The following is a 24,449-nucleotide window of genomic DNA, read 5'->3' on the forward strand; positions in this document are numbered from 1 at the left end:
TTTAATTACCTTTCCCAAAAATTATATAAATTAAACCACTGATTTGGATATTTTTTCACAATCTCTTCAAAATTCTTTACATACTCTTTTAAAGAGTTTGTAACAGCACTATTTTCATCTAATGAAAAATCCATTTTTATCTCTTTACTATGAACATAGTAGTTTTGTAAACCTTTATGTACTATAAAAAATAGAGTTAAAGGAGCTTTTGTTTTATATGCAACTTTAAATGGATTTGTATTAAAAGATGCTAACTCTCCTAAAAACTCTACTTTTTGCGTAAATCTTGGATCTACTGCTCTATCTGCCATAAATGCTACACACTCTTTATTAGAAATTGCATTTGCTATTTTTATAGAAACCTCTATTGGATTTAAAGATTGATCAATTACTCTAACATTTTTTAAAGGATTATTAATAGAATTTTCAATTTGCTTAATACTATTTAAAATAACCTCTTTCATCACAACATTAATAATATTATTACTTAATGTATTACAAGTAGAAGAAGACCATCCTCCAAAGTGAGAAAGAAGTAAAATAGAGCCATTATCAACTCTTTCTTTTATAAAATCTTTATTTTCATAAGTGTAAGTATAAGAAGCACAATCATATTTTGAGATAAATCTATCAACCATGCACATAGCAAACATAAAAAGGTGATTGTAGTAAATTTTTTTTGTAAATGGAATATTTAATTTTTCATAATAAATTTTTAAAGATTTTTTTACATTTGAAGCAAAAATAAAATAGAAAAATGTTACAGGATACATTAAGTAATATGTAAATTTGTAACCCAAAAATTTATAAAGAGTAAAAACTAACTTTATACTCCATCCACTTCCTCTTTGAATAGTAGCCATTATTTATTTTTTCTTTTAAATAGATTTAAAAACATATTTGTCCATTTTATTGGAAGCATTTGTACATGAACCCAAACAATAGCCATAGTGTCTTCAAATTTTCTAAAATGGCTAACTCTTTCCTCAGCTTTTGGATAGTAGCACTCTATAACTGTTTCAATTATTTCATTTCCATTCCAAGCATGTCTTACTAAAACTTCCATTTCCCAATCAAATTTTGAAGTTTTGTATGGAAGATCCAATATAGAAACAGGATAAATTCTAAATCCAGACAAAGAGTCGGTTATTTTATATCCAGTATCCCAACAAGCCCAGAAATTACTAAACCATCTTCCAAATTTTGAGCCATTTGGAACATTTGCTATGTCAAAATTTCTAGCACCAATAATTATTTGATTATCTTTTGTTATTGTATTTTGAAGCTTTTTTATTTCACTTGCCATGTGTTGTCCATCACCATCTAAACTAGCAAAATATTCATATCCTAACTCTTTTGCTTTTTTAGCTCCACTTAAAATAGCTTCACCTTTACCTTGATTTATTTCATGTCTAATTATAGTTACACTATCATTTTGTTTCAAAAAATTTGATACAGGATTTGTGTAACCATCATCAATTACAATAACTTTATATCCAAACGACAAAATATCATCAACAACATTTTGAATTGTTAAATCATTGTTTAAAGTAGGGACAATAACTATAATATCTTTATATTTCATAACTAAACTCGCTAATTTTTTTATTTTCTTTGTTTTTAATAATAATTTTATAAGATGCATTATCTTTTGAACTAATACAATATTTAACAATATCATCTGGTTTTATTATAGATAAAAATTTTGCCTTATTTATTTTTTTAATATTGTGTTTCAAAATATCTGCAACAATATCTATTTGTAAAAATCCAGCCAAAATTTCATTGTTTGGGAAATGAGCTTTAAAAAAAGGATGAGTTTTATTTGTTAATAAAACAGTTATCTCTTTTTCATTCTCTTTTTTTGTTATCTCTAAAATTTTAAATAGATTTTTCAAAATATAATGTACCTAGGATAAATTTTTGATGTTGATTATATAATAAATTCTCTTAATATTATTTTTTTAAAGCTTAAGAGTAATATAGATATAATAATCCCTTAATTTTTATATAAGGGAATAGAAAATATGGCAATTTCAATAGATAATTTTAAGCAAGTGTTAATTGATGGTTTAAAGCTAGAAGATATAACAGTTGATGATATAGATAACAATTCAGCTTTGTTCGGAGAAGAGGGGATTGGTTTAGACTCTGTTGATTCAATAGAGTTAGTTTTAATTATTGAAAAAGAGTATGGAGTAAAAATTAGTAATAGTGCTGATTATAAAACTATTTTTTCATCAGTTCAAAATTTATTAAACTATATAAATGAAAATTTAAAATAAGAAGTTGTCATGGAAGAAAATTGTGATGTACTTATAATTGGGGGAGGACCTAGTGGTTCTATTGCTGCTTGTAAACTTTTAAAAGCTGGGTTTAGCGTAACAATTTTGGAAAAATTAGAGTTTCCAAGATTTGTAATAGGTGAGTCACTTCTTCCAAAATGTAATGAAGTTTTAGAAAGTATAGGAATTTTAGATGTAATAAAAGAGCAAGGTTTTATGTTAAAACCTGGAGCTATTTTTATTGATGAAGATAAAATTGAAGAGATAATTGATTTTAGAGAGAATTTAGGTCAAAAGTGTAATACAAGTTTTCAAGTAAAAAGAGAAGAGTTTGATAATGTTTTACTTCAAACAGCTATTAAATTAGGTGCTGATGTAAGACATAAAGTTGAAGTTATAGATTATGATAATGAAAAAAATATTATATACGCACAAAATGAAGATGGAGTAAAAAGTAGTTTTAAAGCAAGATTTGTTTTAGATGCTTCTGGATATGGAAGAGTTTTACCACAACTTTTAAATCTTGATGAGCCATCTGATTTAAAACTAAGAAATGCAATTTTAACAAGAATGACAGGCGAAACAAGAAGAGATAAAGAGAATGAAGGTTTTATAGATATTGTTATACACGATGATAATAAAGCTTGGTTTTGGGGAATTCCTTTTAGCGATGGAGTAACTTCTATTGGTATAGTTTGTGAAGAGAACTATTTTTTAGATACAGGACTTTCAAAAGAGGAGTTTTTGTTAAAAGCTATAAATAGCCATAAATATTTAAAAGAAAAATATAAAAATGCAAAACAAGTGGCACCTGTAAGAATCATAAATGGTTACTCAGCATCTATTAAAAAGATGTATGGAAAAGGTTTTGCCATGAGTGGAAATGCTACAGAATTTTTAGATCCTGTTTTCTCTTCAGGTGTTACATTGGCATTGGAATCATCTTCAAGAGTTGCATCTTTGATTATTGATGAGTTAAATGGGAAAGAAGTAAATTGGCAAAAAGATTATGAAGATTATATGATGATGGGTATAAATGTTTTTAGAGAGTTCGTATATGCTTGGTATAGTGGAAAACTAAGAAAAATATTTTATGCTAAAAATAAATCTAAACAGATAAAACAATCTATTGCTTCAATACTTTCAGGATATGTTTGGGATGAAAATAACTATTTTGTGAAAAATACAAAACAAAGAATTGATGCACTTGTTGAAATGAGTGAGAGCAAAAATTAATGAATTTTAAAAATAGAGTTTTTATAAACTATTTTGACACTATTTCTTGTGCAGGAAAAAATGCGAATGAGCTTTTCTCTTCAATTTGTGAAAAAAAAGATACTATAACTTTAGATACAAATTATGTAAAAGATAGAGTTGTAGCAATTGGAAAGATAAAAAAAGAAAAATATTTAAATGATATTTTGCTTGAAAGATTAAAAGAACTTTTGAAAAATTTAAATTTAAAAGATTTTCAAGATACTCTTTTGGTTGTAGGTTCTAGTGTTGGTGGAATGAGTGAAACTGAAAATCTATATTTTAAAGATAAAAACTATAAAAATATAGATTATAAAAAACATCCAATAGATTCAATAGCATATTTTTTAAAAAAACACTTTACTTTTTATGATGATATATCTTTCTCGACTGCTTGTACTTCAAGTGCAAATGCATTAGGTTATGCAAAAGAGGTAATACAAAAAGGTATATATAAAAATGTTTTAGTTGTTGGAATTGATGATTTATCATATACAACTGTTTGTGGATTTTCAGCTTTAAGTGTTTTATCTTCAAAACCTTGTACACCTTTTGATAAAAATAGAGAGGGTATGAATGTAGCTGAAGGTTTTGGTATTTTATTTTTACAAGATAAAAAACAAGATAGTTCAATAGAAATTTTAGGTGTTGGATATAGTTCAGATGCACATCATATGACACAACCACATCCTCAAGGTTTAGGAGCATTTGAAGCTATGAAAAATGCTTTAAAAGATGCTAAACTAAAACCAGATGATATAGAGTACATAAATACTCATGGAACTGGAACTTATGCAAATGATTTTTCAGAATTAACAGCAATTAAAGAGCTTTTTAAAGATAGTAAATTAAAACCAAAAGTTAGTTCTACAAAATCAATTACGGGACATACTTTAGGTGCTGCTGGAGCTATTGAAGCTATTATATGTTGTATGGTTTTAAAAAATCAAACTATTTTGCCAAATAAAGGTTTAAATGAGATAGAAATAGATGGAATAAACTATTCAATGATTACTTCTAAGCAAGATATAAAATATACTCTTAGTAACTCTTTTGCATTTGGTGGGAATAATACATCTTTGATTTTTGGAATATGTAATGAAGATTAATTTAGAAATATTAGATGCTTTTTATCTTTTTGATAAAGAGAGTGTTGAAGAGCTAAATACAAAAGAGTTAGTACCTCAAATGGTTTTTAGAAGAAGATTAACAAAAGCTTCAAAGCTTGTAATTGAAGCTTTACATAAAATAGATGCAAAAAATAGCAGAATTATATATGGAAGCTCTTTTGGAGAGTTGCTATCTTCATCAAATATATTAAAAGCTATCTTAGATGAAAGTATGCTTTCACCAACAGATTTTCAAAATTCTGTTTATAATACAGCAGTTTCATATGCTTCTATTTTATTTGAAAATAAAAATGAGATACTTACTATTTCAAGCGGAGATGAAACTTCTTTAAAAGTTTTAAAAGCAGGTGCAATTAAAGCTTTGGATAAAGATGAGGTAGTTTTGATTTGTAGTGAAACTATAAATATTCCAAATATAAAAGAGATAAACTCTTGTGTTGATTTTTTAGAGTCTGTTGTTGCTTTAAAAGTAAAAATAAGCGAAGAAAATAGTACTATAAATCTTGAAAATATACCTTTAAAAGGTTTTCCTAACTCTATAAAACATCTTATGTTTCTTGCTCAAAACTTTGATAAAACTAAAAAAAATATTGTAAGAGTTGATATATGAAAAATTTACCTCACCAAAAACCAATTAGATTTGTAGAAGAAATTGTAAAAAAAGATGCAGATTTTATTTTTGTATCTTGCTCTTTTCCATATTTTCCAACACTTCCAATGATATGTGAAGCAGCAGCTCAAAGTAGTATTGCTTTTTCACAAAATGAAAAACCACAAATTGGATTTTTAATTACTCTTAAAGATGTTGAGCTTCTAAAAGATTGCAATATTTTAGAATTTCAAATAAAAATTAAAAAAGATACAAGCTTTGATTTACTAAATGAGTTTAGCTTTGAACTTATAAATCAAAATGATATTTATGCAAAAGGAACTTTTATTGTTAAGTTACAAGATTAAATATATTTTTGTAATATTTTTTCTATTTTCTAAGATATTTGCAGATGAATTTTATATACAAGAACCAGTTTTAAACTCTCAAGTGTATATAAATGTTGATGGAAATATTGAAAATGAACCAATAGTTTTTGTACATGGTTTAGGTGATGAAGCTTCAACTATTTGGCAAGAAACTATACATAAATTAAAAGATAACTACTATGTAATAACTTTTGATTTACCAGGATTTGGAAAATCATCAAAAGATAATGTTGAATATACACCAGAAAAATATGCACAAGTTTTAGATTTTTTAGTTTCTAAATTTTTAGATAATAGACAATTTTATTTAGTTGGGCATTCTATGGGTGGAGCTATTAGCCTTAAATATGCTACTTTACATCAAGATAAAATTAAAAAACTTTTTGTTATTGATTCTGCTGGAATTTTACATAAAGATTCCTATGGTGAATTTATGATAAAAAATCAAGTTAGTAAAATGGTTGATGAAAATAGTAGAAGTGAATTAAATGGTCAAATATCACAATTTGCAACCAATATAACAAATAGTTTAGCAAGTATTTTACCAAAAGATTTAAGTAGTGTTGTAAGAGATGAAAGAATTAGAACAAAATTTTTAAATTCGCCAACTTCAATAGCAGCATTAGGTCTTATGACTGAAGATTGGTTTGAATTACATAATATTAAAACTCCTACAATGATATTATGGGGTGAAAATGATGGAGTTACTCCTTTACGAAGTGGATATGTTTTAAATTTTTTATTGGATAATTCAGAGCTATTTATAATAAAAAATAGTGGACATGTTCCAATACTTGATTCAAAAGAAGATTATTTTAATTATTTAGATTATTTTTTGAATAATGATATAAAAAAAGATGAAAAAATATATAAGCAAAGTAGTTTAAGCAGAGAGTTAAAAAATAGTAAAGGTGAATTGAAAGATTGTAGTTATAAATACTTAAAAATTGTTAATTCAAATAATTTATATTTAAACAACTGTAATATAGAAAAACTTATAATTGAAAATTCTGATGTTTATATAATAGATTCAAATATAGGTTCAAGTTCTAACTCAATACAAGCAATAAACTCTAATATAAATATAACATCAACTATTATAAAAGGAGATATTGCAATAAATCTGTTTAATTCAAAACTTGATATTGCAGGTTCAAAAATAGAAGCTAATAGCACAGCTATTTTTAGTCAAGGAATAAATGATGTAATTTTTTCTTTAACTACTATTATAAGTCCAGTAACAAAAAAAGTATTTCATAAAAAAATAACAATGAATAACAAAGAAAAATATTAGGAGAACATATGGAAAAGAATTTCTTTCAAGATGCGCAAAATTTATCAACTTTAGAGGCTTTATATGAAGCACAAAAAATAGCTTTTGCTCCAATAGTGTTTCAAGTTGCTAGAGTTTTAAGAGATACAAATATTTTAAATATTTTATCAAAGAATAAAAATGGTTTAAGTATTGAAGAGTTATCTGAGATTTCTGATTTATCTATTTATGCTATAAAAGTTTTAAGTGAAACAGCAATAAGTGCAAATATTTTATATGAGAAAGATAATAAACTTTTTATTTCAAAAATTGGTATATTTATAAATAGTGATAAGATGACAAAAGTAAATATGAATTATAACCACTATGTAAACTATCTTGGACTTTATAATTTAGAAGAGTCAATAAAAAGTAAAAAACCTGAAGGTTTAAAAGTTTTTGGAGATTGGGAAACTATATATCCAGCACTTTCAAGCTTACCGCAAAAAGTTCAAGATAGTTGGTTTGAATTTGATCATTTTTACTCTGATTCTGGATTTCCAAAGGCAATAGAGTATTTGAATAATTTAAATATAAAATCTATTTTGGATATTGGTGGAAATACTGGTAAATTTGCTATGGAGTTATCAAGTAAATATCCACAAATTGATATTACAATAATGGATTTACCGCAACAAATAAAATTAGCAAAAAAAAATATTTATGAAAAGAATTTAACAAATATTTCATTTATTGAATCTAATGTATTACTAAATGATATTAATGTACCAGATGATATAGATATTATTTGGATGAGCCAATTTTTAGATTGTTTTGAAGATGAACAAATAGAACAGATTTTATTAAAAGTAAAAAACTCTATGGGTAAAAATAGTCAAGTTTGTATAATGGAGCCATTTTGGGATAGACAAAACAATGAAATAGCTTCATATTGTGTAATAAATACAAGTCCATATTTTACAGCTATTGCAAATGGATATAGTAAGATGTTTAGGTATAGTGATTTTGAGAAAGTATTGCTAAAAGTTGGTTTTGAGATTGTTGAAGTAAGTGATAATATTGGATTGTGTCAAACAATTATTAGATTAAAATAAAAAGTATTTTTTATAATATCTTAAACTTTTAAGTAATACAATGAAGATATTATTGCAAGGAGTTTCAAATGCAAATAAATTCTAATCCTCTTTTTAATCAAAGCTCATATTTAAATGCAAGTCAATCGTTAAATAGGATTGCAACTGGTCTTGAATTGAATAAATCAAGTGATAATGCCGCTAATTTAGCAATAGCTAATAGTCTATTATCACAATCAAACGGGTATTCACAAGCACTAGAAAATACAAATTCAGCAATTGCAGCAACTCAAATAGCTTCTGGTTCTACAAATGAACAATCAAAAATATTGGACAATGTAAAAGAAAAACTTCTTCAAGCTTCAACAGACACTACAAGTCAAGAAGGAAGAGATAATATTTTAAAAGATATAAAATCTCAATTAGAACAGTTTGATAAAATTGCAAGTAGTACAAACTACAATGGTCAAACTCTACTTCAAAAAAGTGCAACAGATAAATCAAATTCAGATGTACAACAGTATCAATCAGGCTTAAAAGGTGAGGATATTATTGAAACATCTGGTATTGCTTCAAATACAACTGCATTTGGACTTAGTGGTTTAGTAAATCAAGATGCCTCAACATTTACAGCACAAACTGCTAGAGATTTTTTAGAAACAGTTGATAACTCTATTACTAGTTTAAATAGTATTAGAGGTGAAATAGGTACTGTTCAAAATCAACTTGAAAGCTCTGGAAGAAATCTAATGACACAAAGAACAAACACTTTAAATGCAGCTTCAATGTTTGATACTGATTACGCAAAAGAATCTTCAAACTTTTCAAAAGAGAATATTTTGGCAAAAATGGGTGCTTTTGGACAAGTTCAAGCAAATTTTATAAATCAACAGATGGTTTCAAGATTACTTTCTTAGTTGTTTTTAATACTGTTTACTTAAAGCAAGAGGGAATTTTTTATTTCCCTCTTGTATATAAATTTTATAAAATATTATTTTAACCATTTAAAAGGATTTGCATCTTTAAATTGTTCTGATGTTTCTCCAGAGTATGTAGGATAATCTGTAAGATCTAGTTTTTTAACTTTTGCACCCTTTTTTAAATCAAGTTTTGCAATATCTACCCAAAAAATAGATGGTGAAGAGAGTGCTGAAAATGGATATATCTATAATACAGAATTTATATATATATTGCCAATAATCGCAGGAATTGATAATAAAATATCACTGTTTTATGATATCGGTCGTGTTTATATGAGTAAAAATTTTAGTCAAGAAAAATCAAGAACACTTCAATATATAGGATTTGGATATAAAGTTAATTATAGAAATTTCTTTGCAAATAGTTACTTAACTTATTTATTTTTATGTCCTATTTTATGTTGACAGATCAATTTACCAATAGTCTTTAGTTTATCATTATCATTTTCTCTATATCGAATTAAATAGATTTTATCTATTTCTTTGTTGTTTTCGTTTATAATGCTTTTATAGAAGATACCTTCTTCGTTGGTTGGAATTCTTTTTGGTAGAGTCCTTAAAATTATCATTTTTAGTCCTTATTTAGTCCGTGTGATTTTGTAAATATTGCTAAATATCGATAATTTATTATGCTCTAACAAAACATTTAAAACAGCGATTTAATGGGTATTGTATGATATTTATAAATAAAGATAAAAGGATGATTATGGGACTAGGTGTAGGAATAGTAGGACTTCCAAATGTAGGGAAAAGTACAACTTTTAATGCTTTAACAAAAGCACAAAATGCGCAAGCGGAGAACTATCCGTTTTGTACTATTGAGCCAAATAAAGCAATAGTTCCAGTTCCTGATAAAAGATTAGATGAGTTAGCAAAAATTGTTAATCCAGATAAGATTCAACACTCAACTATTGATTTTGTTGATATTGCAGGACTTGTAAGAGGTGCTAGTAAAGGTGAGGGTTTAGGAAATCAATTTTTATCAAATATTAGAGAAGTTGAAGTTATTTTACACATGGTTAGATGTTTTGAAGATGGAAATATTGTTCATGTTGAGGGTGATGTAAATCCTTTAAGAGATATTGAAATTATTGAAACAGAGTTAATTTATGCTGATATTTCTCAGCTAGAAAAAAAGATAGAAAGACTTAAAAAACAGTCAAAAGGAAGTAAAGAAGCTGCATCTCAACTTGTGATTGCCGAAGAGCTATATGCTCATATTGGTGAACTTCAACCTGTTAAAACTTTTGAAAATTGTGATAATGAAGCATTTATAGCTTTAGATAAAGAGCTTAGATTTTTATCAAATAAAGATGTTATTTATGGAGCAAATGTAGATGAAGATACTCTAAGCTCTGGAACAAATAAATATGTAGAACTTGTAAAAGAATACGCTCAAACAGTAAATGCAGATGTTATTGTTTTATGTGCAAAAATCGAAGAAGAGCTTGTAGGTCTTGAAGATGAAGAGGCAAGAGCATTTTTGGATGATTTAGGAGTTGCTGAATCAGGTTTAGAGCAAATTATTCAAAAAGCATTTGATAAATTAGGACTTCAAAGTTATTTTACAGCTGGAAAAATTGAGGTTCGTGCTTGGACTATAAGAAAAAATACAAAAGCACCACAAGCAGCTGCAGTTATTCACAACGATTTTGAAAAAGGTTTTATAAAAGCTGAGGTTATATCTTATCTTGATTTTGTTAATTTTGGTGGAGAATCTAAGTGCAAAGATGCTGGAAAATTAAGACTTGAAGGTAAAGATTATGTTGTTCAAGATGGTGATGTAATGCATTTTAGATTTAATGTTTAGATAAAATTCAAGGGGATATTTTGCAAATTGATGATTTATTAAGAAGAGTTGAGTCCCTTCCACCTCTTCCTAGAACAATTATTTTAATAGAAGAATATAGAAGAAAAAGTGAAAAAGAGATAAGCGAACTTCATGATATTATAAGTAAAGATGCTTTGATTGTAACAAACCTTTTAAAAATAGCAAATTCAGCTATGTTTGGTTTTAGAAGTAAAGTTGAAACTCCTCTTAGAGCAATATCTCTGCTTGGAATAAACTTTACAATATCTGTTGCTATTTCAGCTAGTAGCCAAAAGCTATTAGTTACAACTTTGGCTCCATATGGACTTACAAATGATAATTTTATGAATTCATCAAATATTGCATCTGTTTTGGCTAGTTTGTGGTTAGGTAAAATAGATGAAAGCATAAGAGATGAGATTATTTTACCTGCTCTTTTACTTGATATTGGGAAATATATTATTGCAGATATTATTATAAATGAGCAAAAAGAGAAAGAGTTTAAAGCAAAAATAGATGAAGGGATTTTATCTATTGAAGATGTAGAAAAAGAGTTTTTAGGATTTTCTAGCGCATATGTAACATCACAAATTTTTAAACATTGGAAGCTTAGTCCAAATTTGATAAATAGTATTGAATTTGTAGATGATATCAAAAATGTTTCAGTAGAGTTTGAAAGAAAAGCAAAAATTTTAAGTGTAATCAAAACTGTTGCAAATATAAAAGAACCTTTAAGCGAAAAATCAATTAAAGAGGGAATTATTAAGGCAAAAGAGTATGGATTTGATACAAAGATATTAGCTCAAACTATAGAAAATCTTAAAATAAAAATAGATTTATATTAAGACTATTTCAAAGCCCAAGAAGTAGAATTTCAAAAAGGTTTTCTACTTCATCATCATTTAGATTTATGGTTTTTTTTGTAATAAAAAGCTCTTTTATCTTTAAATAATCAAAAACTTTTCCTCTTATGCATGTTTTATGAACAGGTAAAAAACCTCTTACTATTGATAAATCACTATTTATTTCAACTTCACAAATAAGACACTCAAAATCAGTATGAAGTCTTCCTTCATGCTCTAAAATTGAAAGATATGACTCTATAATAGCTCTATAAACATTTTGTTTCTCTATTTTTGAAACTAAATTTTCTAAAAGAAAAAAGTAGAATGGTTCTAAGTCATGAAGTTCTTTTAAGTGAGTATAAAAAAGTTTAAGATACCTTTGCCAAGCATACATTTTTTGGTTATTTAAAATCCAAGGGAAACCTAGTTGAATTACATCTTTAAGTCTTGAAATAGAAGACTTTGTACTTTCAAGTTCAAAGTCTATTTTGTAACCAATATTGATATTTGAGTGTCTTGCTCCATAAAATCTATATGTCGTAATCAACTCATTTTCGCATATAATAGTGACAATTAAATCATCATCTTTTACAGCTTTTATATCAATAATATAGCCTTGCACATCTTAAGCTTATAGTTAATCTTCGTTTGAATCTTCAAGCATATCAACTATTTCATCATAAATCTCTTTAGCTTCTTCATCATCTATTTCACCAGCTTCTAAATCTTTTAAAAGCTCCTCAAAATCTCTTTTCATCTCTTGCATATTTTCAAGCTCTTCTTTTAACTCAGGAGTATCTTTTTTTGCAGCAATTATTTCAAAAATATCATCTATATGATCTTCTATTTCAACTAAAACTTCATTATTTATTATCTCTTTAAGTTCTTCTTGGATACTCATTTTCTCACCTTATTTAATTTTTTGAATTATATCAAAAGATTTCTAGCCTTTTGCTTCAATAATATCGTATAATTGATTTGATATAATATTGCGATAAATTTTAAGGAGACTATAATGTCATATTTTAAAGGTGTTTCTATAGCAAAAGCAGCAAATATTTTATACGATGGAAATATTACAAGCCGTGCTATTACATTTGAAGATGGAAGCAAAAAAACTTTAGGAATTATGTTAGAAGGTGAGTATGAGCTTAATACTGTAAATAAAGAGGTTATTGATATTCAAAGAGGTAAAATTGATTTATTAGTTCCTGCTTCTGATTGGCAAGAGTTTGAAGGTCCTGCATCTTTTACTATTCCTGCAAATACAAAATTTAGATTAAGAGTGCATAGTTTAGTTGATTATTGTTGCTCTTTTATTAAAGATTGATTTTTGTTAAACAATGCGATTTTCGCATTGTTTAGTGATGTTTTTTTGGTAATGTATCTAAAGTTATATCTTCAAATTTCAAAACTTTTTTTCCAAAATGGTCTTTTGAAAACTCATTTGCACTATTTTCATCTTTAAATGGGATTAATTCATCTCCCATAGGTCCCATAACATTTGAACCAATTACAAAAAAAGCATTTTTTGCATCTATTTGCTCAAGAGTATAATAATCAGTAACTTTTATAGTTGGATTTTTTAAATCAGCATTTTTTATATATTTTGTTGGTTCAAAATAAAATTTTATCATATCTTTTACTCCATCAAAATAGTAACTCTCTTTATCTGTTTTAATTGTAGCTATCCATTTTTCATATTTTGCTACAAACATACCACAAACAGGACATTTTGTATCTTTTGGAATAGTTAAACTACTATTTTGATTAGAAACTTCATTTGTATTGTGATGTTGCATATTGTGGTTAGAGTGATCCATCGCAAAAATTGTTGTACTCAAAAGTAACATTGAAGTAAGAATTTTTTTTCTCATAATTTCCCTTTATTTTAAATTTTATAAGTATATGAAAAATGAGTTAATTTTTCGTTAATTTTTTAAGTTTTTATATATCAAAAGTGAATATAATTTGTAAAAATTAAAGGTAAGTTATATGTTATTGGGAAAATGTCCATATTGTGATGATGGAGAAATTGAAGTTAGAAAAAAAGAGGTAAGAGGAAAAAAAGTTGAATTATATGCTTGTAGCAATGCTTCTTGGACAACTGAAGATGGAGAGTTTTTTGAATTAACATCTACTTCAAAATGTGGATTTAAAATTTGGCAAAATTCTCTTAGTCGATATGGGCATTGGCTAAAACATAGTGAAATAAGAGAACTTCTAAGTAACAATGAAGTAGAGATAAAATTAAAAACCCAAAAAAGATTTGGGTTTAAAAATGAAAATAGAAAAGATTATTACAAAATTGCTATTTTAGATCCTGAATATGGTATTAAAATACTCTTTTAAAACTCCACTGTTTTATAAATCATAGTTACTAAGACAAAAAGATTTAAAAGTAGTACAAATTTTTTATAAGAAGTTGATTTTGTTTTTTCTTTTATTTTTATTCCAAAATATACTCCAATTAAAGAACCAATACCAATAATAGCTCCTTCATAATAAAGCATATTTCCATATAATGAAGTTGATATAAATCCACCAATAGATGAAAAAATAACAAAAAATAGTCCCAAAGAAGTAGCTACTTTTAAATCATATTTTAAAAACTGAACCAATATTGGAAGAAGCATTAAAGAACCACCAATTCCAATACTCATTGCAAAAATTCCAACACAAAATCCAATAAATGCAAGTAAAAATATATTTTTATCCGCTTGTATTACTTCTTGAGAAGCAGGAGCATTAAATATAGTATAAATAGTATAAATAAGTACAGCAATAAAAAGATATTGAAGATAAATATCTGGAATTGAAGGTAAAAAGTAACCACTACAAAGTCCACCAATACTAGCACCAATTCCTAAAATTATACCATCACGGAATAAACTTTTTATCTTTTTTGAGTTTAAAAAAGAGCCATAAATAGATGAAAAAACCATCTGCATTATAGAGATTGCAACAGCTTCTTTCATAGCAAATCCAGCAAGCAAAAGCATTGGAATTAAAATACTTCCACCACCAATTCCAAAAAAACCAGATGTAAAACCTGTAATAAGACCAAAAGCTAATAATTCAAATTCCAAAATTACTCTTTTTTATTTGAGTTTAGAGTATCAATAAAGTCGTCGTACTCTTTTTCTAAAATTTTATTCTTCTCTTCTAGGGTACAGTTTTCCTCTTTTTTTATAGAACACTCAAGATTTGCTATTCTTTCTATTAGATATTTAAACATCTCTTTGTTTATATCTGGTAACTCATTATGAGCCATTTTATCTCTTTTATTATCTTTTTTGATAATTCTTGCAGGTACTCCAACAGCAGTTGAATTTTCAGGAACATTAGTAACTACAACAGAGTTTGCTCCAATTTTTGAGTTAGTACCAATTGTAATATTTCCTAAAATTTTTGCTCCACTTCCAATAACTACATTTGATTTAATTGTAGGGTGTCGTTTACCTTTATCAAGACTAACTCCTCCCAAAGTTACACCTTGATAGATTAAAACATCATCTTCTATAATAGAAGTTGAACCAATAACAACCCCAATAGCATGGTCTAAAAATACTCTTCTTCCAATTGATGCAGCAGGATGAATATCTGTTTTTGTAAAAAAAGATGATATCCCAGAAATAGCACGAGAAAGTTTTTCAAAGCCTTTTTTATATAAGATATGAGCAATTCTATGATTTATAATTGCCCAAACTCCAGGATAATTAAAAAATATTTCAAAGCTTGAATTAAAAGCTGGATCATTTAGTTTTGGAACAGAAAAATCTTCTTTGATTTGATTCCACAAAGATATTTTTTCTTCTTCATTTTTTATTTCATTCGTCATCGTAATAACTCCAGATAGTTTTTAAATAACTATTGTCATCTAAATATTTTTTTAATATCTCATAAGTTTCACTTGGAAGATTTCTACTTAAAATTGTTTTTATCTCTTGTGTATCGTAGTCAATATCATCTAAAATATCTATAACTTTTTGAGATTCCAAAAGTTTTTCTAAAATTACTTCTTCATCTTTGAATACCACATTAACCTCAGTTGGATGAGAAAAAAGGTTGTGTTTCATTCCTAAGGTATCTTGATATGCTCCTACATTGAAAAATCCTAAGAAATAATCCTCTTTATTTAAGTTTACATCATGCAAATATAGAGGTTTTTTCATATCAAAAGGAATTTCTCCATCGCTATCACAAGTTATATCCCAAAGACTTGCACTTCTTGTTGGTTTTTTATCCAAATGAGTTATTGGCATAATTGGAAACTCTTGGTCTATTCCCCAATAATCAGGTAAAGATTGGAAAAGTGAGAAATTAAGTAGATATTTTTCTTGAATATTTTTATCAAATCTTTTAAGCTCTTCATAATCATCAACTTGAAGAAGTGAAATAGCTTTTTTGATAATTTGATGAGTTAATATTTCAGCATTTGATCTATCTTGTAAATCTATATATCCTAAATCAAAAAGAGTTAAAAGTGATTCTAAATGGTCGATACTATCATGCATAAACTCATAAGCTTTTTTCTTTGTCATATCTTTGAAGAGTTCTCTTAACTCTTCTATTAAAGGAGGATTTTTTTCTTTTAATTTTAGATGATCAAGCTCATATTCAGCTGAAAATAACTCTAAAACAGGAGCTATCAAAACAGTTGAAGCAGCACTTATAAATCTTCCTGATTCAGTAAAAATATTTGGTTCTTCAACTCCCTTTTGTCTTGCAATATCTTTTAAAGTAAATACAACATCACTTGCAAATTCAGCAAGTGAGTAAAATCTAGATTGTTCGTAGGCACTATATTCTACACTTAATCCTCCACCGATATTTATAGAGTTAAGTTTTTTTGCACCTAGATTTTTAAGTTCAGCATATATATGACCAGATTCTCTAAGAGCTTTTTTTAAAGGTTTAATAGTATTCATAGCAGAACCTATGTGAAAATGAATCATTGTTAATAAATCCTCAAGTTCATTTTCTTGCATAAGCTCAAAAGCTTCTAAAATTTCTGTTGAAGTAAGTCCAAATTTAGAGTCAATTCCTCCACTTTTTGCCCAAACACCACTTCCTCCGCTATGAAGTCTTACTCTTAAACCTACATTTGGAGCTTCCATTTTTGTCTCTTTTAAAACTTCCAAAATCATCTCTAGCTCATTTAAACCCTCTATAATAACAGTAATATCGTGTCCCATAGATTTTGCAATGAAGCATAGATGAATCATCTCTTTATCTTTAAATCCATTTACAGTTATTGGACTTCCCATGTTGTTGTAAGTCATAGCAATAACAAGTTCAGCTTTACTTCCAGCTTCAAGACCATAGTTATATTTTTTTCCAGAATTTACTAAAGGATGAATAAAGTTTGGTAGCTGATTTACTTTTAGAGGAAAAACAGCGTTAAATTTTCCTTTATAATCATACTCTTTAATACTCGCATTAAAAGTGTTAAAAAGTGTTTTAACTTGTTTTTTTGTAATATGTGGAAATCTTAAAAGTAAGGGTCCTTTAAACCCTTGCTTTCTTACATCTTTTACAATTTTTATTAAAGATGGATACGGTTTGTAGTTTACTTTTACAACTCCATCTTCAATAAAAAAGTTATCATCACCCCAAATATCTATTCCATATCTGTTTTTCATATTAAAAATCCTCTAAAATTATATTATTTTCTTCTTTTGTATTTAAATTTTTTGTATAAATCATTCCATTTTCTAGCTCTTTTTCTCCAATAAGTGCAACAATATTACAATTCAATTTTTCAGCAATTGAAAAATGTTTTGCAAATCCTCTTGGAGTGTATTCAATATAAGTTTTTGTTGTTTTTCTTTTTTTAATAGCTATTTCAAAAGCTTTATTTAGACTACTTTCATCTAAAACTCCAATATACAAAAAATCCTCTTTTTGCTCTTTTACTTTTATAAGTTCAAGAAGTCTTTCAATTCCAATAGCAAATCCAATTCCAGCTGTACTTTTTCCACCAAGATACTCAACCAATCTATCATATCTTCCACCACCAGCAATTGCACTTTGAGCTCCAATTTCATTGCTTACAAACTCAAATGCAGTTTTGTTGTAATAATCAAGCCCACGAACTAAATTTGAATCAATTTCATAATTTACTTTATTAAAATCCAAAATCTCTTTTAATTTTTCAAAATCACTATTGCAAGAGCTACATAAACTATTTGTTATTTTTGGTGCATCTTTTAAAAGAGTTTGACACTTCTCATTTTTGCAATCTAATACTCTAATTGGATTTGTATCAACTCTTCTTTTGCAATCTTCACACAACTCATTCTTAAAACTATTTAGATGATTTATTAAGTTATCTTTATATTGAGGCATACATTCAGTACAACCCAAAGAGTTTAGTTTTAAAGTAAATCCAATACCAAAATATTCAAGAATTTCACGAATAAGCATAATAATATTTGCATCTTCATAAACATTTGCTATTCCAAAAACTTCACAACCAAATTGGTGAAACTCTCTTAATCTTCCTTTTTGTGGTCTTTCATATCTAAACATAGGTCCATAGTAGTACCACTTGTAAGTTCCACCAGCTTTATCTAGCTTTTTCTCAACAAAATGTCTTACAACTCCAGCAGTTCCTTCAGGTCGCAAGCATACATCATTTTGTCCTTTGTCAATAAATTGATACATCTCTTTATTTACAATATCACTACTTTCTCCAACACTTCTTTTAAAAAGTGCTGTCTCTTCTAAAAGTGGAGTTTCAATATAAGAAAAACCGTATTTTTGTGCAATTTTTGAAGCATTTTCAATAAAATATGTAAAAAGTTCGCTATCACTTCCTACAATATCTTTCATTCCTCTTAAACTTTGAATTGTATTACTCATTTATAAAATCCTCAATCTTCTTTGCAATCTCATCTATGCTTAAGCTAGCATCTATAAAAGTGTGTTTTATCTCTAGTTTTAAAATAGTCTCTTTTAGTCTTTCTTGAATATCTAAAAGATAATCTAATCCTCTTTTTTCAATACTATCATTTGGTTTTTGAGACAATCTTTTTTGTAATTCATCTTTTTTAAGCTCTAGTAAGATTACTTTTTGTGGAAAATTATTTGAAGTTGCTAGACGATTTAATTCTATTAAATCATCTATTTTTCTATCTTTTGCATAAGCAATTCCAGATATAAATGAACGGTCACTAATAATTAATTTATTTTTATTTTTTAAGATAATCTCTTTCGTATGTTCAGCTCTATCTGCAAGAAACATAAACATTTCGGCTAAACTACTATTTGATTCTCCACTTAAAATCATCTCTCTTAGTTTAATTCCAAGTTTTGTTCCACCTGGCTCTTTTGTAAAAACTGCATTTGGAAATTTATTTTTTAAGATTTCTAACTGTGTTGATTTTCCAGCTGTATCTATTCCTTCAATTACTACATACATTCTAAAACCTCTTTAGGAACTAGATGTTCAAATTTTCCTTTAAATCTTATAATTTCTCGCACAATAGTAGAGCTTACAAAGGCATGTTCTAGTGTTGGCATTAGGTAAACTGTTTCAAGATTATGATTTATTGAAGAGTTTGCATATCCCATTTGAAGTTCAAATTCAAAATCACTAACAGCTCTTAATCCTCTTATAATAGTATTGATTTGTAAATCTTTTGCTAAATCAACCAAAAGAGTATCAAAACCAACAACTCTTACATTTTTAAGATTTTTTGTAACAGCTTTTACAAACTCTACTCTTTTTTCATGACTAAACATAGGTTTTTTTAGTTCACTTTTTGCAACACTTATAATTACTTCATCAAAAATTTTTGTGGCTCTTTCAATAATATCTAAGTGCCCAATAGTAATAGGGTCAAAAGTCCCACTATATATAGCTTTTTTATATGAGCCAGTATAGTTATAATCGTTATTTTTCATATCTATTTCCATCTTTTATATAGTTTGTTATCTATTTTTAATAAATCCATCCATTTTCCAATAATAAAGTTTTCCATATCTTCTAAAGTTTGCTGAGAGCTATAATATCCCAAAATTGGAGGTGCAATTACAACTCCTAAATTTGAAAGCTTTAGCATATTTTCTAGCATTATTGTATTTAAAGGTAACTCTCTTGGAGCTATTATAATCTCTCTTTTTTCCTTTAGCATTACAGAAAAAGCTCTAGTAATTAAACTATCAGCAATTCCTACACTACATTTTGCCAAAGTATTTGAACTACAAGGAAGAATAATCATCTTATCAACTTTAAAAGAGCCAGATGCTAAAGAAGCTCCTATGTTTTTATCATTAAAAAGTGTTATATTTTCATCATTTTTGAATATCTCTTTAGTTTTTATACCATTTTCAAGTTTTAAAGCCTTTTTAGAACTTTTTGAAAATACTACAAAAATTTCAATATCTTTTGGTATTTGTTTTATAAATTTCAAAGCTAGATTTACTCCACTAGCACCTGAAATTCCAACTGTTAATCTCAATATTTACCTCTTGAATAATTTAATTATAAAAAGCTTGATATTAGCAAATAAAAGCTTCAAGTTTTATTTTATATCAAAATATGTATAAGCTTTTATTAAATATTAAAAGGATAACATTTTGTATAAATTTAAATATAAAACTATTACAAAAAAGAGGTATAAAAATGTCAAAAAATTTCACATATATTAGAAAAAATAGAAATAATATGAATTATACAGATGAACAAAAAAATCTTATTGCAAAATATATTTTAAAAAATTCATTAACTATTTATAAAAATATTGAAATAGAGATAAACAGATCTTCTCAAGAGAAAAATATTATTCAACTTTTAGAAAATTGTGAAAAAAATTCTACAATAATTGTTGCAAACTTAAATGTTTTTGGAAGAACTATCGATAGAATTTTAGAAATTGTAAAGTTTTTATTATCAAATAAGATAAGAATAATTGTTGTTGAACAAAATTTAGATTTGTTAAGTAACGATGACAAGCTTTCATTGATGATTTTAAATATTATAAAAATGACTATATCTTTAGAAAAAGAGCTTCAAAGCTTAAGAACAAAAGAGGCATTAAATGCAAAAAAAGAGGATGGTATTGCTCTTGGAAAACCAAAAGGAACTATTCAAAAATCAAAATTTGATGAGCAAAGAGGCAAAATTGAGGAATTACTAGCTATGGGTTTAAGTGTGCGAAAAATATCAAAACTTTTAGGATATAACAACCATATAGGATTAAATAGTTATGTAAAAAAGAGAGATATTAGGGCAATTGCACTTGATAAAAAGTAGCTTTAATACTTTTTATATGGCTTTAAAAAAATTAATAGTAGAATGATGAGTTAAAAATTAAAGGAAAAGTAAATGAAAGTATTATTAATAAAAGATGTAAAAACTTTAGGAAAAGCAGGTGAAATTAAAGAAGTAGCTGATGGATATGGTAAAAATTTTTTAATAGGAAAAGGCTTAGCTTTACAAGCAACAAATGAAGTAATAGCAAAACATAATGCAGAGCAAAAAAAGTTAGCACTTAAAGAAGAAGAAGAGATAAAAGCTGCAAAAGAATTAGCAGAAAAAATAAACTCTACAAAACTTACAATTAGACATAAAGCGGGAGCAAATAATCAACTTATTGGAAGTGTTACAAATAAAGAGATAAGTGAAGAGCTTGAAAAGCAATTCTCTATTATGGTTGATAAGAAAAGTATAGTTGTTGATAATAAATTAAAAAATATTGGTATTTATGAAGTTTCTTGTAAATTAGGACACTCTGTAAATGCAACGTTAAAAATCGATATAATCGCTGGTTAATTATGTTTCATGCAACTACGATTTTAGCCTACAAAGGTAAAAATAAAGCTGTTATTGGTGGAGATGGACAAGTATCTTTTGGAAATACAGTTTTAAAGGGAAATGCCACAAAGATTAGAACTTTGTATAAAGGTCAAATTTTAGCAGGTTTTGCAGGAAGCACTGCTGATGCTTTTAATCTTTTTGATATGTTTGAATCTCATCTTGAAACTTGTAAAGGTGATTTACTAAAATCAGTTATTGCTTTTTCAAAAGAGTGGAGAAAAGATAAGTATTTAAGACGGCTTGAAGCTATGATGATAGTTTTAAACAAAGAAAAAATATTTATTTTAAGTGGAAATGGAGATGTTGTAGAGCCTGAAGATGGAGAAATAGCAAGTATTGGAAGTGGTGGAAATTTTGCAATATCTGCTGCACGAGCACTAGCAAAACACTCACAGCTTGATGAAGAAGAACTAGTACGTGAATCTTTGATGATTGCAGGAGAGCTTTGTATTTATACAAATCAAAATATAAAAATATTAAAAATAGAGGAATAAAAACAATATGGATATGACACCCAAGCAGATTGTTGCTTATTTAGATGATTATATTATTGGTCAAAATGATGCAAAGAAGACCATAGCATTGGCTTTAAGAAATAGATATAGAAGAATGAGAGTTGAGCCAAATTTACAAGAAGAGATTATGCCAAAAAATATTCTAATGATTGGAAGCACAGGAGTTGGTAAAACTGAAATTGCAAGAAGAATGGCAAAAATGATGGGACTTCCTTTTGTAAAAGTAGAAGCAAGTAAATATACAGAAGTTGGATTTGTAGGAAGAGACGTTGAGTCGATGATTAGAGACCTTCTTTATGAAAGTATAAATCTTGTTACAAAAGAGTTTGAAGAGAAAATTAAAGATAAAATCGATGATGAGGTAAATAAAAAAATAATTGAGAAATTAGTACCTCCTCTTCCTGAAAGTGCAAGCGAAAATGCAAAAGAGTCATTTATAAAAACTTATAATCTAATGGAAAAGAAGTTATTAAATGGTGATTTAGATGATAAAAAAATAGAGATAGAATTACCTAAAAAAGCCCATGTTGAGATAATTGATTCTAGCTTACCATTTGATATGAGTTCTATGCAAGAGAGTCTTAATAAAATGTTAGGAAGCTTAAATAAAGAAAAAATAAAAAAAGAAGTAAGCATAAAAGATGCAAAAATTCTTTTAAGAGGTGTTGCTAGTGAAAGTTTACTAGATACTGAAGCCATTAAAATAGAGGCTTTAAAAAGAGCTGAAAACGGTGGAATTATTTTTATAGATGAGATAGATAAAATTGCAAGTGGGAAGAAAAATCAAGGTCAAGATCCATCAAAAGAGGGAGTTCAAAGAGATTTGCTTCCAATAGTTGAAGGAAGTTCAGTTCAAACTAAATTTGGACAAATAAAAACTGATCATATTTTGTTTATTGCAGCTGGTGCATTTCATGTATCAAAACCAAGTGATTTAATACCAGAACTTCAAGGAAGATTTCCTCTTAGAGTTGAGTTAGAAAGTCTTGATGAAGATGCTCTTTATAAAATTTTAACAAATACAAAAAATTCACTTCTAAAACAGTATAAAGCATTGTTAGCAGTTGAAGAAGTTGAACTTGAATTTGATGATGAAGCAATTAGAGCTTTTGCAAAATATAGTGTAATGGCTAATGAAAAAACAGAAGATATAGGAGCAAGAAGACTTCATACTGTTATTGAAAAAGTTATCGAAGATATATCTTTTGATGCAGATGAGAAAAAAGGTTCAAAAGTAGTTGTAACTAGTAAATTAGTATCAGAAAAACTTGAGAAGATTGTAGATAATGTAGATGTTACAAGATATATATTGTAATTTAATACTATTTAGCATAGAATACAAAATTATTTAAAAACACGGGGGATATATGAAAATCATAACTTTTTGTCAAATTGATGAGTCGCTTTTTAATCCAGAATTCGATGTTGAGTCTTTTCACTCAAAAGGCGAAGGTAAAGCTGATATAGTCATAATAGATATAGAATCTATTTTTGAATATGAGGAAAATAAGCATAGTGTTTGCAAAGAAAAATATGTATCTATCGCAATAATAGAAGATGAAAGCGATTATGATGCTTTCAAAAACTTTGGAATAGATGCTTGGATAAAATATTCAGATATTTCTAGAATAAACAATTTAATAAATCTTTTAAACAAAAGATTTTTGTCTTAAAGGTTTAAAGATTATTATAGATACTCATTGCCATCTTGATAATGAAGCTTATTTAAGTGATATAGATGGTGTTATAACAAATGCAAAAGAATCTGGAGTTAATGCTTTTTTAATTCCAGGTGCAAGTTTTAAAACTCTTAAAAAAGCTATTGAGCTAAGCCAAAAATATGATGAAGTTTTTTTTGCTGTTGGAATTCATCCTTATGATATAGATGAGTACGATGAAGCAGTTATTGAAAAATATGTAAATCATCCAAAGTGCATAGCTATAGGTGAGTGTGGATTAGATTATTATAGACTTCCAGATGATGAAATTGAAAAACAAGAGAATATAAAAAAACAAAAAGAAGTTTTTATTTCTCAAATAAATTTAGCAAAAAAGTACAAAAAACCACTAATTATTCATATTAGAGAAGCTTCAAATGATTCAAGAGAGATTTTGGAAAAATATGCCTCAAAAGAGTTAGGTGGAGTTTTGCACTGTTTTAATGCAAGTGCTCATCTTCTTCCTTTGGCAAATATGAATTTTTATTTTGGAATAGGTGGGGTTGTTACTTTTAAAAATGCAAAAAAGTTAGTAGAGATTTTGCCACAAATTCCTAAAGAAAAACTCTTAATAGAAACAGATGCTCCATATTTAACACCACATCCTTTTAGAGGAGTTAGAAATGAGCCATATTATACAAAATATGTAGCTCAAAAAATGGCAGAGATTTTAAATATAAGCGATGAGGAGATTCAAAGTATTACTACAAATAATGCCAAAAATCTTTTTAAAGAATTTTCTAATATTTCTTAGATATAATC

The 24,449-nt window shown here is 27.1% G+C and carries 32 protein-coding genes; 19 read left to right on the plus strand and 13 right to left on the minus strand.

Going from position 1 to position 24,449, the window contains the following annotated elements; translation table 11 throughout:
• Positions 1-5: 5 nt before the first annotated feature.
• From CJ670_RS08925 to CJ670_RS08935, 3 genes are read right to left on the minus strand one after another with little or no spacing between them, the layout of a single operon-like run.
• Positions 6-863, minus strand: a complete 858-nt coding sequence (locus tag CJ670_RS08925) for a lysophospholipid acyltransferase family protein (protein ID WP_105939704.1) — start codon at positions 861-863, stop codon at positions 6-8.
• Positions 863-1,585, minus strand: a complete 723-nt coding sequence (locus CJ670_RS08930; RefSeq protein WP_105939732.1) for a glycosyltransferase family 2 protein — start codon at positions 1,583-1,585, stop codon at positions 863-865. The genes CJ670_RS08925 and CJ670_RS08930 overlap by 1 nt, the downstream gene beginning before the upstream one ends.
• Positions 1,575-1,898 carry an ApeI family dehydratase gene (locus CJ670_RS08935; RefSeq protein WP_105939705.1) on the minus strand — a complete coding sequence of 108 codons (324 nt, stop codon included), beginning with the start codon at positions 1,896-1,898 and terminating at the stop codon, positions 1,575-1,577. The genes CJ670_RS08930 and CJ670_RS08935 overlap by 11 nt, the downstream gene beginning before the upstream one ends.
• Positions 1,899-2,027: 129 nt before the next feature.
• Between CJ670_RS08935 and CJ670_RS08940 the strand changes: the two genes are divergently transcribed.
• The 11 genes from CJ670_RS08940 to CJ670_RS08990 all read left to right on the plus strand — a co-directional run bounded on the left by CJ670_RS08940 (position 2,028) and on the right by CJ670_RS08990 (position 11,628).
• Positions 2,028-2,285 carry an ApeE family acyl carrier protein gene (locus CJ670_RS08940; protein ID WP_066154717.1) on the plus strand — a complete coding sequence of 86 codons (258 nt, stop codon included), beginning with the start codon at positions 2,028-2,030 and terminating at the stop codon, positions 2,283-2,285.
• A 9-nt stretch (positions 2,286-2,294) separates the two neighbouring features.
• A complete protein-coding gene (locus CJ670_RS08945; RefSeq protein WP_105912431.1) occupies positions 2,295-3,521 on the plus strand; it encodes an NAD(P)/FAD-dependent oxidoreductase in 1,227 nt (408 codons plus the stop codon).
• The gene (locus CJ670_RS08950; RefSeq protein ID WP_105939706.1) at positions 3,521-4,648 is read left to right on the plus strand and encodes a beta-ketoacyl-[acyl-carrier-protein] synthase family protein; all 1,128 of its coding nucleotides are present in this window, start codon (positions 3,521-3,523) and stop codon (positions 4,646-4,648) included. The genes CJ670_RS08945 and CJ670_RS08950 overlap by 1 nt, the downstream gene beginning before the upstream one ends.
• The gene (locus CJ670_RS08955) at positions 4,638-5,279 is read left to right on the plus strand and encodes a beta-ketoacyl synthase chain length factor (RefSeq protein WP_105912429.1); all 642 of its coding nucleotides are present in this window, start codon (positions 4,638-4,640) and stop codon (positions 5,277-5,279) included. Before CJ670_RS08950 ends, CJ670_RS08955 begins: the two co-directional genes overlap by 11 nt.
• Positions 5,276-5,626 (plus strand): hypothetical protein, encoded by a 351-nt coding sequence (locus CJ670_RS08960; protein WP_105939707.1) that lies wholly within the window; start codon positions 5,276-5,278, stop codon positions 5,624-5,626. Before CJ670_RS08955 ends, CJ670_RS08960 begins: the two co-directional genes overlap by 4 nt.
• Positions 5,607-6,941, plus strand: coding sequence for an alpha/beta fold hydrolase (locus CJ670_RS08965; RefSeq protein WP_165785205.1), 1,335 nt, complete (start codon positions 5,607-5,609; stop codon positions 6,939-6,941). The genes CJ670_RS08960 and CJ670_RS08965 overlap by 20 nt, the downstream gene beginning before the upstream one ends.
• An 8-nt stretch (positions 6,942-6,949) precedes the next feature.
• The gene (locus CJ670_RS08970) at positions 6,950-8,014 is read left to right on the plus strand and encodes a class I SAM-dependent methyltransferase (protein WP_105939709.1); all 1,065 of its coding nucleotides are present in this window, start codon (positions 6,950-6,952) and stop codon (positions 8,012-8,014) included.
• A gap of 68 nt (positions 8,015-8,082) precedes the next feature.
• Positions 8,083-8,910, plus strand: a complete 828-nt coding sequence (locus tag CJ670_RS08975; protein ID WP_105939710.1) for a flagellin N-terminal helical domain-containing protein — start codon at positions 8,083-8,085, stop codon at positions 8,908-8,910.
• Positions 8,911-9,183: 273 nt separating this feature from the next.
• Positions 9,184-9,378: a hypothetical protein gene (locus CJ670_RS10750; RefSeq protein WP_133161065.1), complete on the plus strand. Its 195-nt coding sequence runs from the start codon at positions 9,184-9,186 to the stop codon at positions 9,376-9,378.
• 301 nt (positions 9,379-9,679) lie between these two features.
• A complete protein-coding gene (gene ychF, locus CJ670_RS08985; RefSeq protein WP_105939712.1) occupies positions 9,680-10,783 on the plus strand; it encodes a redox-regulated ATPase YchF in 1,104 nt (367 codons plus the stop codon).
• 20 nt (positions 10,784-10,803) lie between these two features.
• Positions 10,804-11,628: an HDOD domain-containing protein gene (locus tag CJ670_RS08990; RefSeq protein WP_228154235.1), complete on the plus strand. Its 825-nt coding sequence runs from the start codon at positions 10,804-10,806 to the stop codon at positions 11,626-11,628.
• 7 nt (positions 11,629-11,635) lie between these two features.
• Here the strand turns inward: CJ670_RS08990 and recO are convergent, their stop codons facing one another.
• Entirely contained in the window at positions 11,636-12,250 is a 615-nt protein-coding gene (recO, locus tag CJ670_RS08995) for a recombination protein RecO (RefSeq protein ID WP_105939713.1), read from the minus strand.
• A 15-nt stretch (positions 12,251-12,265) separates the two neighbouring features.
• A complete protein-coding gene (locus CJ670_RS09000; RefSeq protein WP_105912137.1) occupies positions 12,266-12,529 on the minus strand; it encodes a hypothetical protein in 264 nt (87 codons plus the stop codon).
• A 114-nt stretch (positions 12,530-12,643) separates the two neighbouring features.
• Here CJ670_RS09000 and ppnP point away from each other — a divergent pair, with 114 nt between their 5' ends.
• On the plus strand, positions 12,644-12,958 hold the full coding sequence (ppnP, locus tag CJ670_RS09005) for a pyrimidine/purine nucleoside phosphorylase (protein ID WP_105912136.1): 315 nt from the start codon (positions 12,644-12,646) through the stop codon (positions 12,956-12,958).
• Between the two features lie 31 nt (positions 12,959-12,989).
• Here the strand turns inward: ppnP and CJ670_RS09010 are convergent, their stop codons facing one another.
• Entirely contained in the window at positions 12,990-13,505 is a 516-nt protein-coding gene (locus CJ670_RS09010; RefSeq protein WP_105939714.1) for a nitrous oxide reductase accessory protein NosL, read from the minus strand.
• 118 nt (positions 13,506-13,623) lie between these two features.
• Between CJ670_RS09010 and CJ670_RS09015 the strand changes: the two genes are divergently transcribed.
• The gene (locus CJ670_RS09015) at positions 13,624-13,980 is read left to right on the plus strand and encodes a hypothetical protein (RefSeq protein ID WP_105939715.1); all 357 of its coding nucleotides are present in this window, start codon (positions 13,624-13,626) and stop codon (positions 13,978-13,980) included.
• Here the strand turns inward: CJ670_RS09015 and CJ670_RS09020 are convergent.
• Genes CJ670_RS09020 through CJ670_RS09050 form a run of 7 tightly spaced genes read right to left on the minus strand, consistent with a single transcriptional unit; the run spans position 13,977 to position 20,096 of the window.
• Entirely contained in the window at positions 13,977-14,717 is a 741-nt protein-coding gene (locus CJ670_RS09020; protein ID WP_105939716.1) for a sulfite exporter TauE/SafE family protein, read from the minus strand. The genes CJ670_RS09015 and CJ670_RS09020 overlap by 4 nt on opposite strands.
• Before the next feature lie 2 nt (positions 14,718-14,719).
• Positions 14,720-15,469 carry a serine O-acetyltransferase gene (gene cysE, locus CJ670_RS09025; protein ID WP_105939717.1) on the minus strand — a complete coding sequence of 250 codons (750 nt, stop codon included), beginning with the start codon at positions 15,467-15,469 and terminating at the stop codon, positions 14,720-14,722.
• Positions 15,459-17,273, minus strand: coding sequence for a biosynthetic arginine decarboxylase (speA, locus tag CJ670_RS09030; protein ID WP_105912131.1), 1,815 nt, complete (start codon positions 17,271-17,273; stop codon positions 15,459-15,461). Before speA ends, cysE begins: the two co-directional genes overlap by 11 nt.
• 1 nt (position 17,274) lies before the next feature.
• Positions 17,275-18,495, minus strand: coding sequence for a histidine--tRNA ligase (hisS, locus tag CJ670_RS09035; protein WP_105939718.1), 1,221 nt, complete (start codon positions 18,493-18,495; stop codon positions 17,275-17,277).
• On the minus strand, positions 18,488-19,054 hold the full coding sequence (gene tmk, locus CJ670_RS09040; RefSeq protein ID WP_105939719.1) for a dTMP kinase: 567 nt from the start codon (positions 19,052-19,054) through the stop codon (positions 18,488-18,490). The genes hisS and tmk overlap by 8 nt, the downstream gene beginning before the upstream one ends.
• The gene (coaD, locus tag CJ670_RS09045) at positions 19,045-19,539 is read right to left on the minus strand and encodes a pantetheine-phosphate adenylyltransferase (protein ID WP_105939720.1); all 495 of its coding nucleotides are present in this window, start codon (positions 19,537-19,539) and stop codon (positions 19,045-19,047) included. Before coaD ends, tmk begins: the two co-directional genes overlap by 10 nt.
• Before the next feature lie 2 nt (positions 19,540-19,541).
• Complete coding sequence (locus CJ670_RS09050) at positions 19,542-20,096, minus strand: UbiX family flavin prenyltransferase (protein WP_105912127.1); 555 nt, start codon at positions 20,094-20,096, stop codon at positions 19,542-19,544.
• A 164-nt stretch (positions 20,097-20,260) separates the two neighbouring features.
• Between CJ670_RS09050 and CJ670_RS09055 the strand changes: the two genes are divergently transcribed.
• The 6 genes from CJ670_RS09055 (at position 20,261) to CJ670_RS09080 (ending at position 24,441) form a co-directional block, all read left to right on the plus strand.
• Entirely contained in the window at positions 20,261-20,890 is a 630-nt protein-coding gene (locus CJ670_RS09055; protein ID WP_105912126.1) for a recombinase family protein, read from the plus strand.
• A 72-nt stretch (positions 20,891-20,962) separates the two neighbouring features.
• The gene (gene rplI / locus CJ670_RS09060; protein ID WP_105939721.1) at positions 20,963-21,409 is read left to right on the plus strand and encodes a 50S ribosomal protein L9; all 447 of its coding nucleotides are present in this window, start codon (positions 20,963-20,965) and stop codon (positions 21,407-21,409) included.
• A 2-nt stretch (positions 21,410-21,411) separates the two neighbouring features.
• Complete coding sequence (hslV, locus tag CJ670_RS09065; protein ID WP_105912124.1) at positions 21,412-21,948, plus strand: ATP-dependent protease subunit HslV; 537 nt, start codon at positions 21,412-21,414, stop codon at positions 21,946-21,948.
• Between the two features lie 7 nt (positions 21,949-21,955).
• Positions 21,956-23,284 (plus strand): ATP-dependent protease ATPase subunit HslU, encoded by a 1,329-nt coding sequence (gene hslU / locus CJ670_RS09070; RefSeq protein ID WP_105912123.1) that lies wholly within the window; start codon positions 21,956-21,958, stop codon positions 23,282-23,284.
• 52 nt (positions 23,285-23,336) lie between these two features.
• On the plus strand, positions 23,337-23,642 hold the full coding sequence (locus tag CJ670_RS09075; RefSeq protein WP_105912122.1) for a hypothetical protein: 306 nt from the start codon (positions 23,337-23,339) through the stop codon (positions 23,640-23,642).
• Positions 23,643-23,658: 16 nt separating this feature from the next.
• Positions 23,659-24,441, plus strand: a complete 783-nt coding sequence (locus tag CJ670_RS09080; protein ID WP_342587576.1) for a TatD family hydrolase — start codon at positions 23,659-23,661, stop codon at positions 24,439-24,441.
• The last annotated feature ends 8 nt before the right edge of the window (positions 24,442-24,449 follow it).

The organism is Arcobacter cryaerophilus gv. crypticus, from assembly GCF_002993025.1.
Lineage (GTDB): Bacteria > Campylobacterota > Campylobacteria > Campylobacterales > Arcobacteraceae > Aliarcobacter > Aliarcobacter cryaerophilus_B.

Bases quoted from the DNA above. Each gene is read 5' to 3' on its own strand.
- rplI (WP_105939721.1), top strand. From the start codon at position 20,963: ATGAAAGTATTATTAATAAAAGATGTAAAAACTTTAGGAAAAGCAGGT.
- CJ670_RS08925 (WP_105939704.1), bottom strand. From the start codon at position 863: ATGGCTACTATTCAAAGAGGAAGTGGATGGAGTATAAAGTTAGTTTTT.
- tmk (WP_105939719.1), bottom strand. From the start codon at position 19,054: ATGTATGTAGTAATTGAAGGAATAGATACAGCTGGAAAATCAACACAG.
- CJ670_RS09010 (WP_105939714.1), bottom strand. From the start codon at position 13,505: ATGAGAAAAAAAATTCTTACTTCAATGTTACTTTTGAGTACAACAATT.
- CJ670_RS08955 (WP_105912429.1), top strand. From the start codon at position 4,638: ATGAAGATTAATTTAGAAATATTAGATGCTTTTTATCTTTTTGATAAA.
- CJ670_RS08940 (WP_066154717.1), top strand. From the start codon at position 2,028: ATGGCAATTTCAATAGATAATTTTAAGCAAGTGTTAATTGATGGTTTA.
- ppnP (WP_105912136.1), top strand. From the start codon at position 12,644: ATGTCATATTTTAAAGGTGTTTCTATAGCAAAAGCAGCAAATATTTTA.
- hslV (WP_105912124.1), top strand. From the start codon at position 21,412: ATGTTTCATGCAACTACGATTTTAGCCTACAAAGGTAAAAATAAAGCT.
- CJ670_RS08950 (WP_105939706.1), top strand. From the start codon at position 3,521: ATGAATTTTAAAAATAGAGTTTTTATAAACTATTTTGACACTATTTCT.
- speA (WP_105912131.1), bottom strand. From the start codon at position 17,273: ATGAAAAACAGATATGGAATAGATATTTGGGGTGATGATAACTTTTTT.
- CJ670_RS08975 (WP_105939710.1), top strand. From the start codon at position 8,083: ATGCAAATAAATTCTAATCCTCTTTTTAATCAAAGCTCATATTTAAAT.
- cysE (WP_105939717.1), bottom strand. From the start codon at position 15,469: ATGACGAATGAAATAAAAAATGAAGAAGAAAAAATATCTTTGTGGAAT.
- CJ670_RS09015 (WP_105939715.1), top strand. From the start codon at position 13,624: ATGTTATTGGGAAAATGTCCATATTGTGATGATGGAGAAATTGAAGTT.
- CJ670_RS09000 (WP_105912137.1), bottom strand. From the start codon at position 12,529: ATGAGTATCCAAGAAGAACTTAAAGAGATAATAAATAATGAAGTTTTA.
- CJ670_RS09055 (WP_105912126.1), top strand. From the start codon at position 20,261: ATGTCAAAAAATTTCACATATATTAGAAAAAATAGAAATAATATGAAT.
- CJ670_RS08960 (WP_105939707.1), top strand. From the start codon at position 5,276: ATGAAAAATTTACCTCACCAAAAACCAATTAGATTTGTAGAAGAAATT.
- CJ670_RS08945 (WP_105912431.1), top strand. From the start codon at position 2,295: ATGGAAGAAAATTGTGATGTACTTATAATTGGGGGAGGACCTAGTGGT.
- hisS (WP_105939718.1), bottom strand. From the start codon at position 18,495: ATGAGTAATACAATTCAAAGTTTAAGAGGAATGAAAGATATTGTAGGA.
- coaD (WP_105939720.1), bottom strand. From the start codon at position 19,539: ATGAAAAATAACGATTATAACTATACTGGCTCATATAAAAAAGCTATA.
- CJ670_RS08930 (WP_105939732.1), bottom strand. From the start codon at position 1,585: ATGAAATATAAAGATATTATAGTTATTGTCCCTACTTTAAACAATGAT.
- CJ670_RS08970 (WP_105939709.1), top strand. From the start codon at position 6,950: ATGGAAAAGAATTTCTTTCAAGATGCGCAAAATTTATCAACTTTAGAG.
- hslU (WP_105912123.1), top strand. From the start codon at position 21,956: ATGGATATGACACCCAAGCAGATTGTTGCTTATTTAGATGATTATATT.
- ychF (WP_105939712.1), top strand. From the start codon at position 9,680: ATGGGACTAGGTGTAGGAATAGTAGGACTTCCAAATGTAGGGAAAAGT.
- CJ670_RS09075 (WP_105912122.1), top strand. From the start codon at position 23,337: ATGAAAATCATAACTTTTTGTCAAATTGATGAGTCGCTTTTTAATCCA.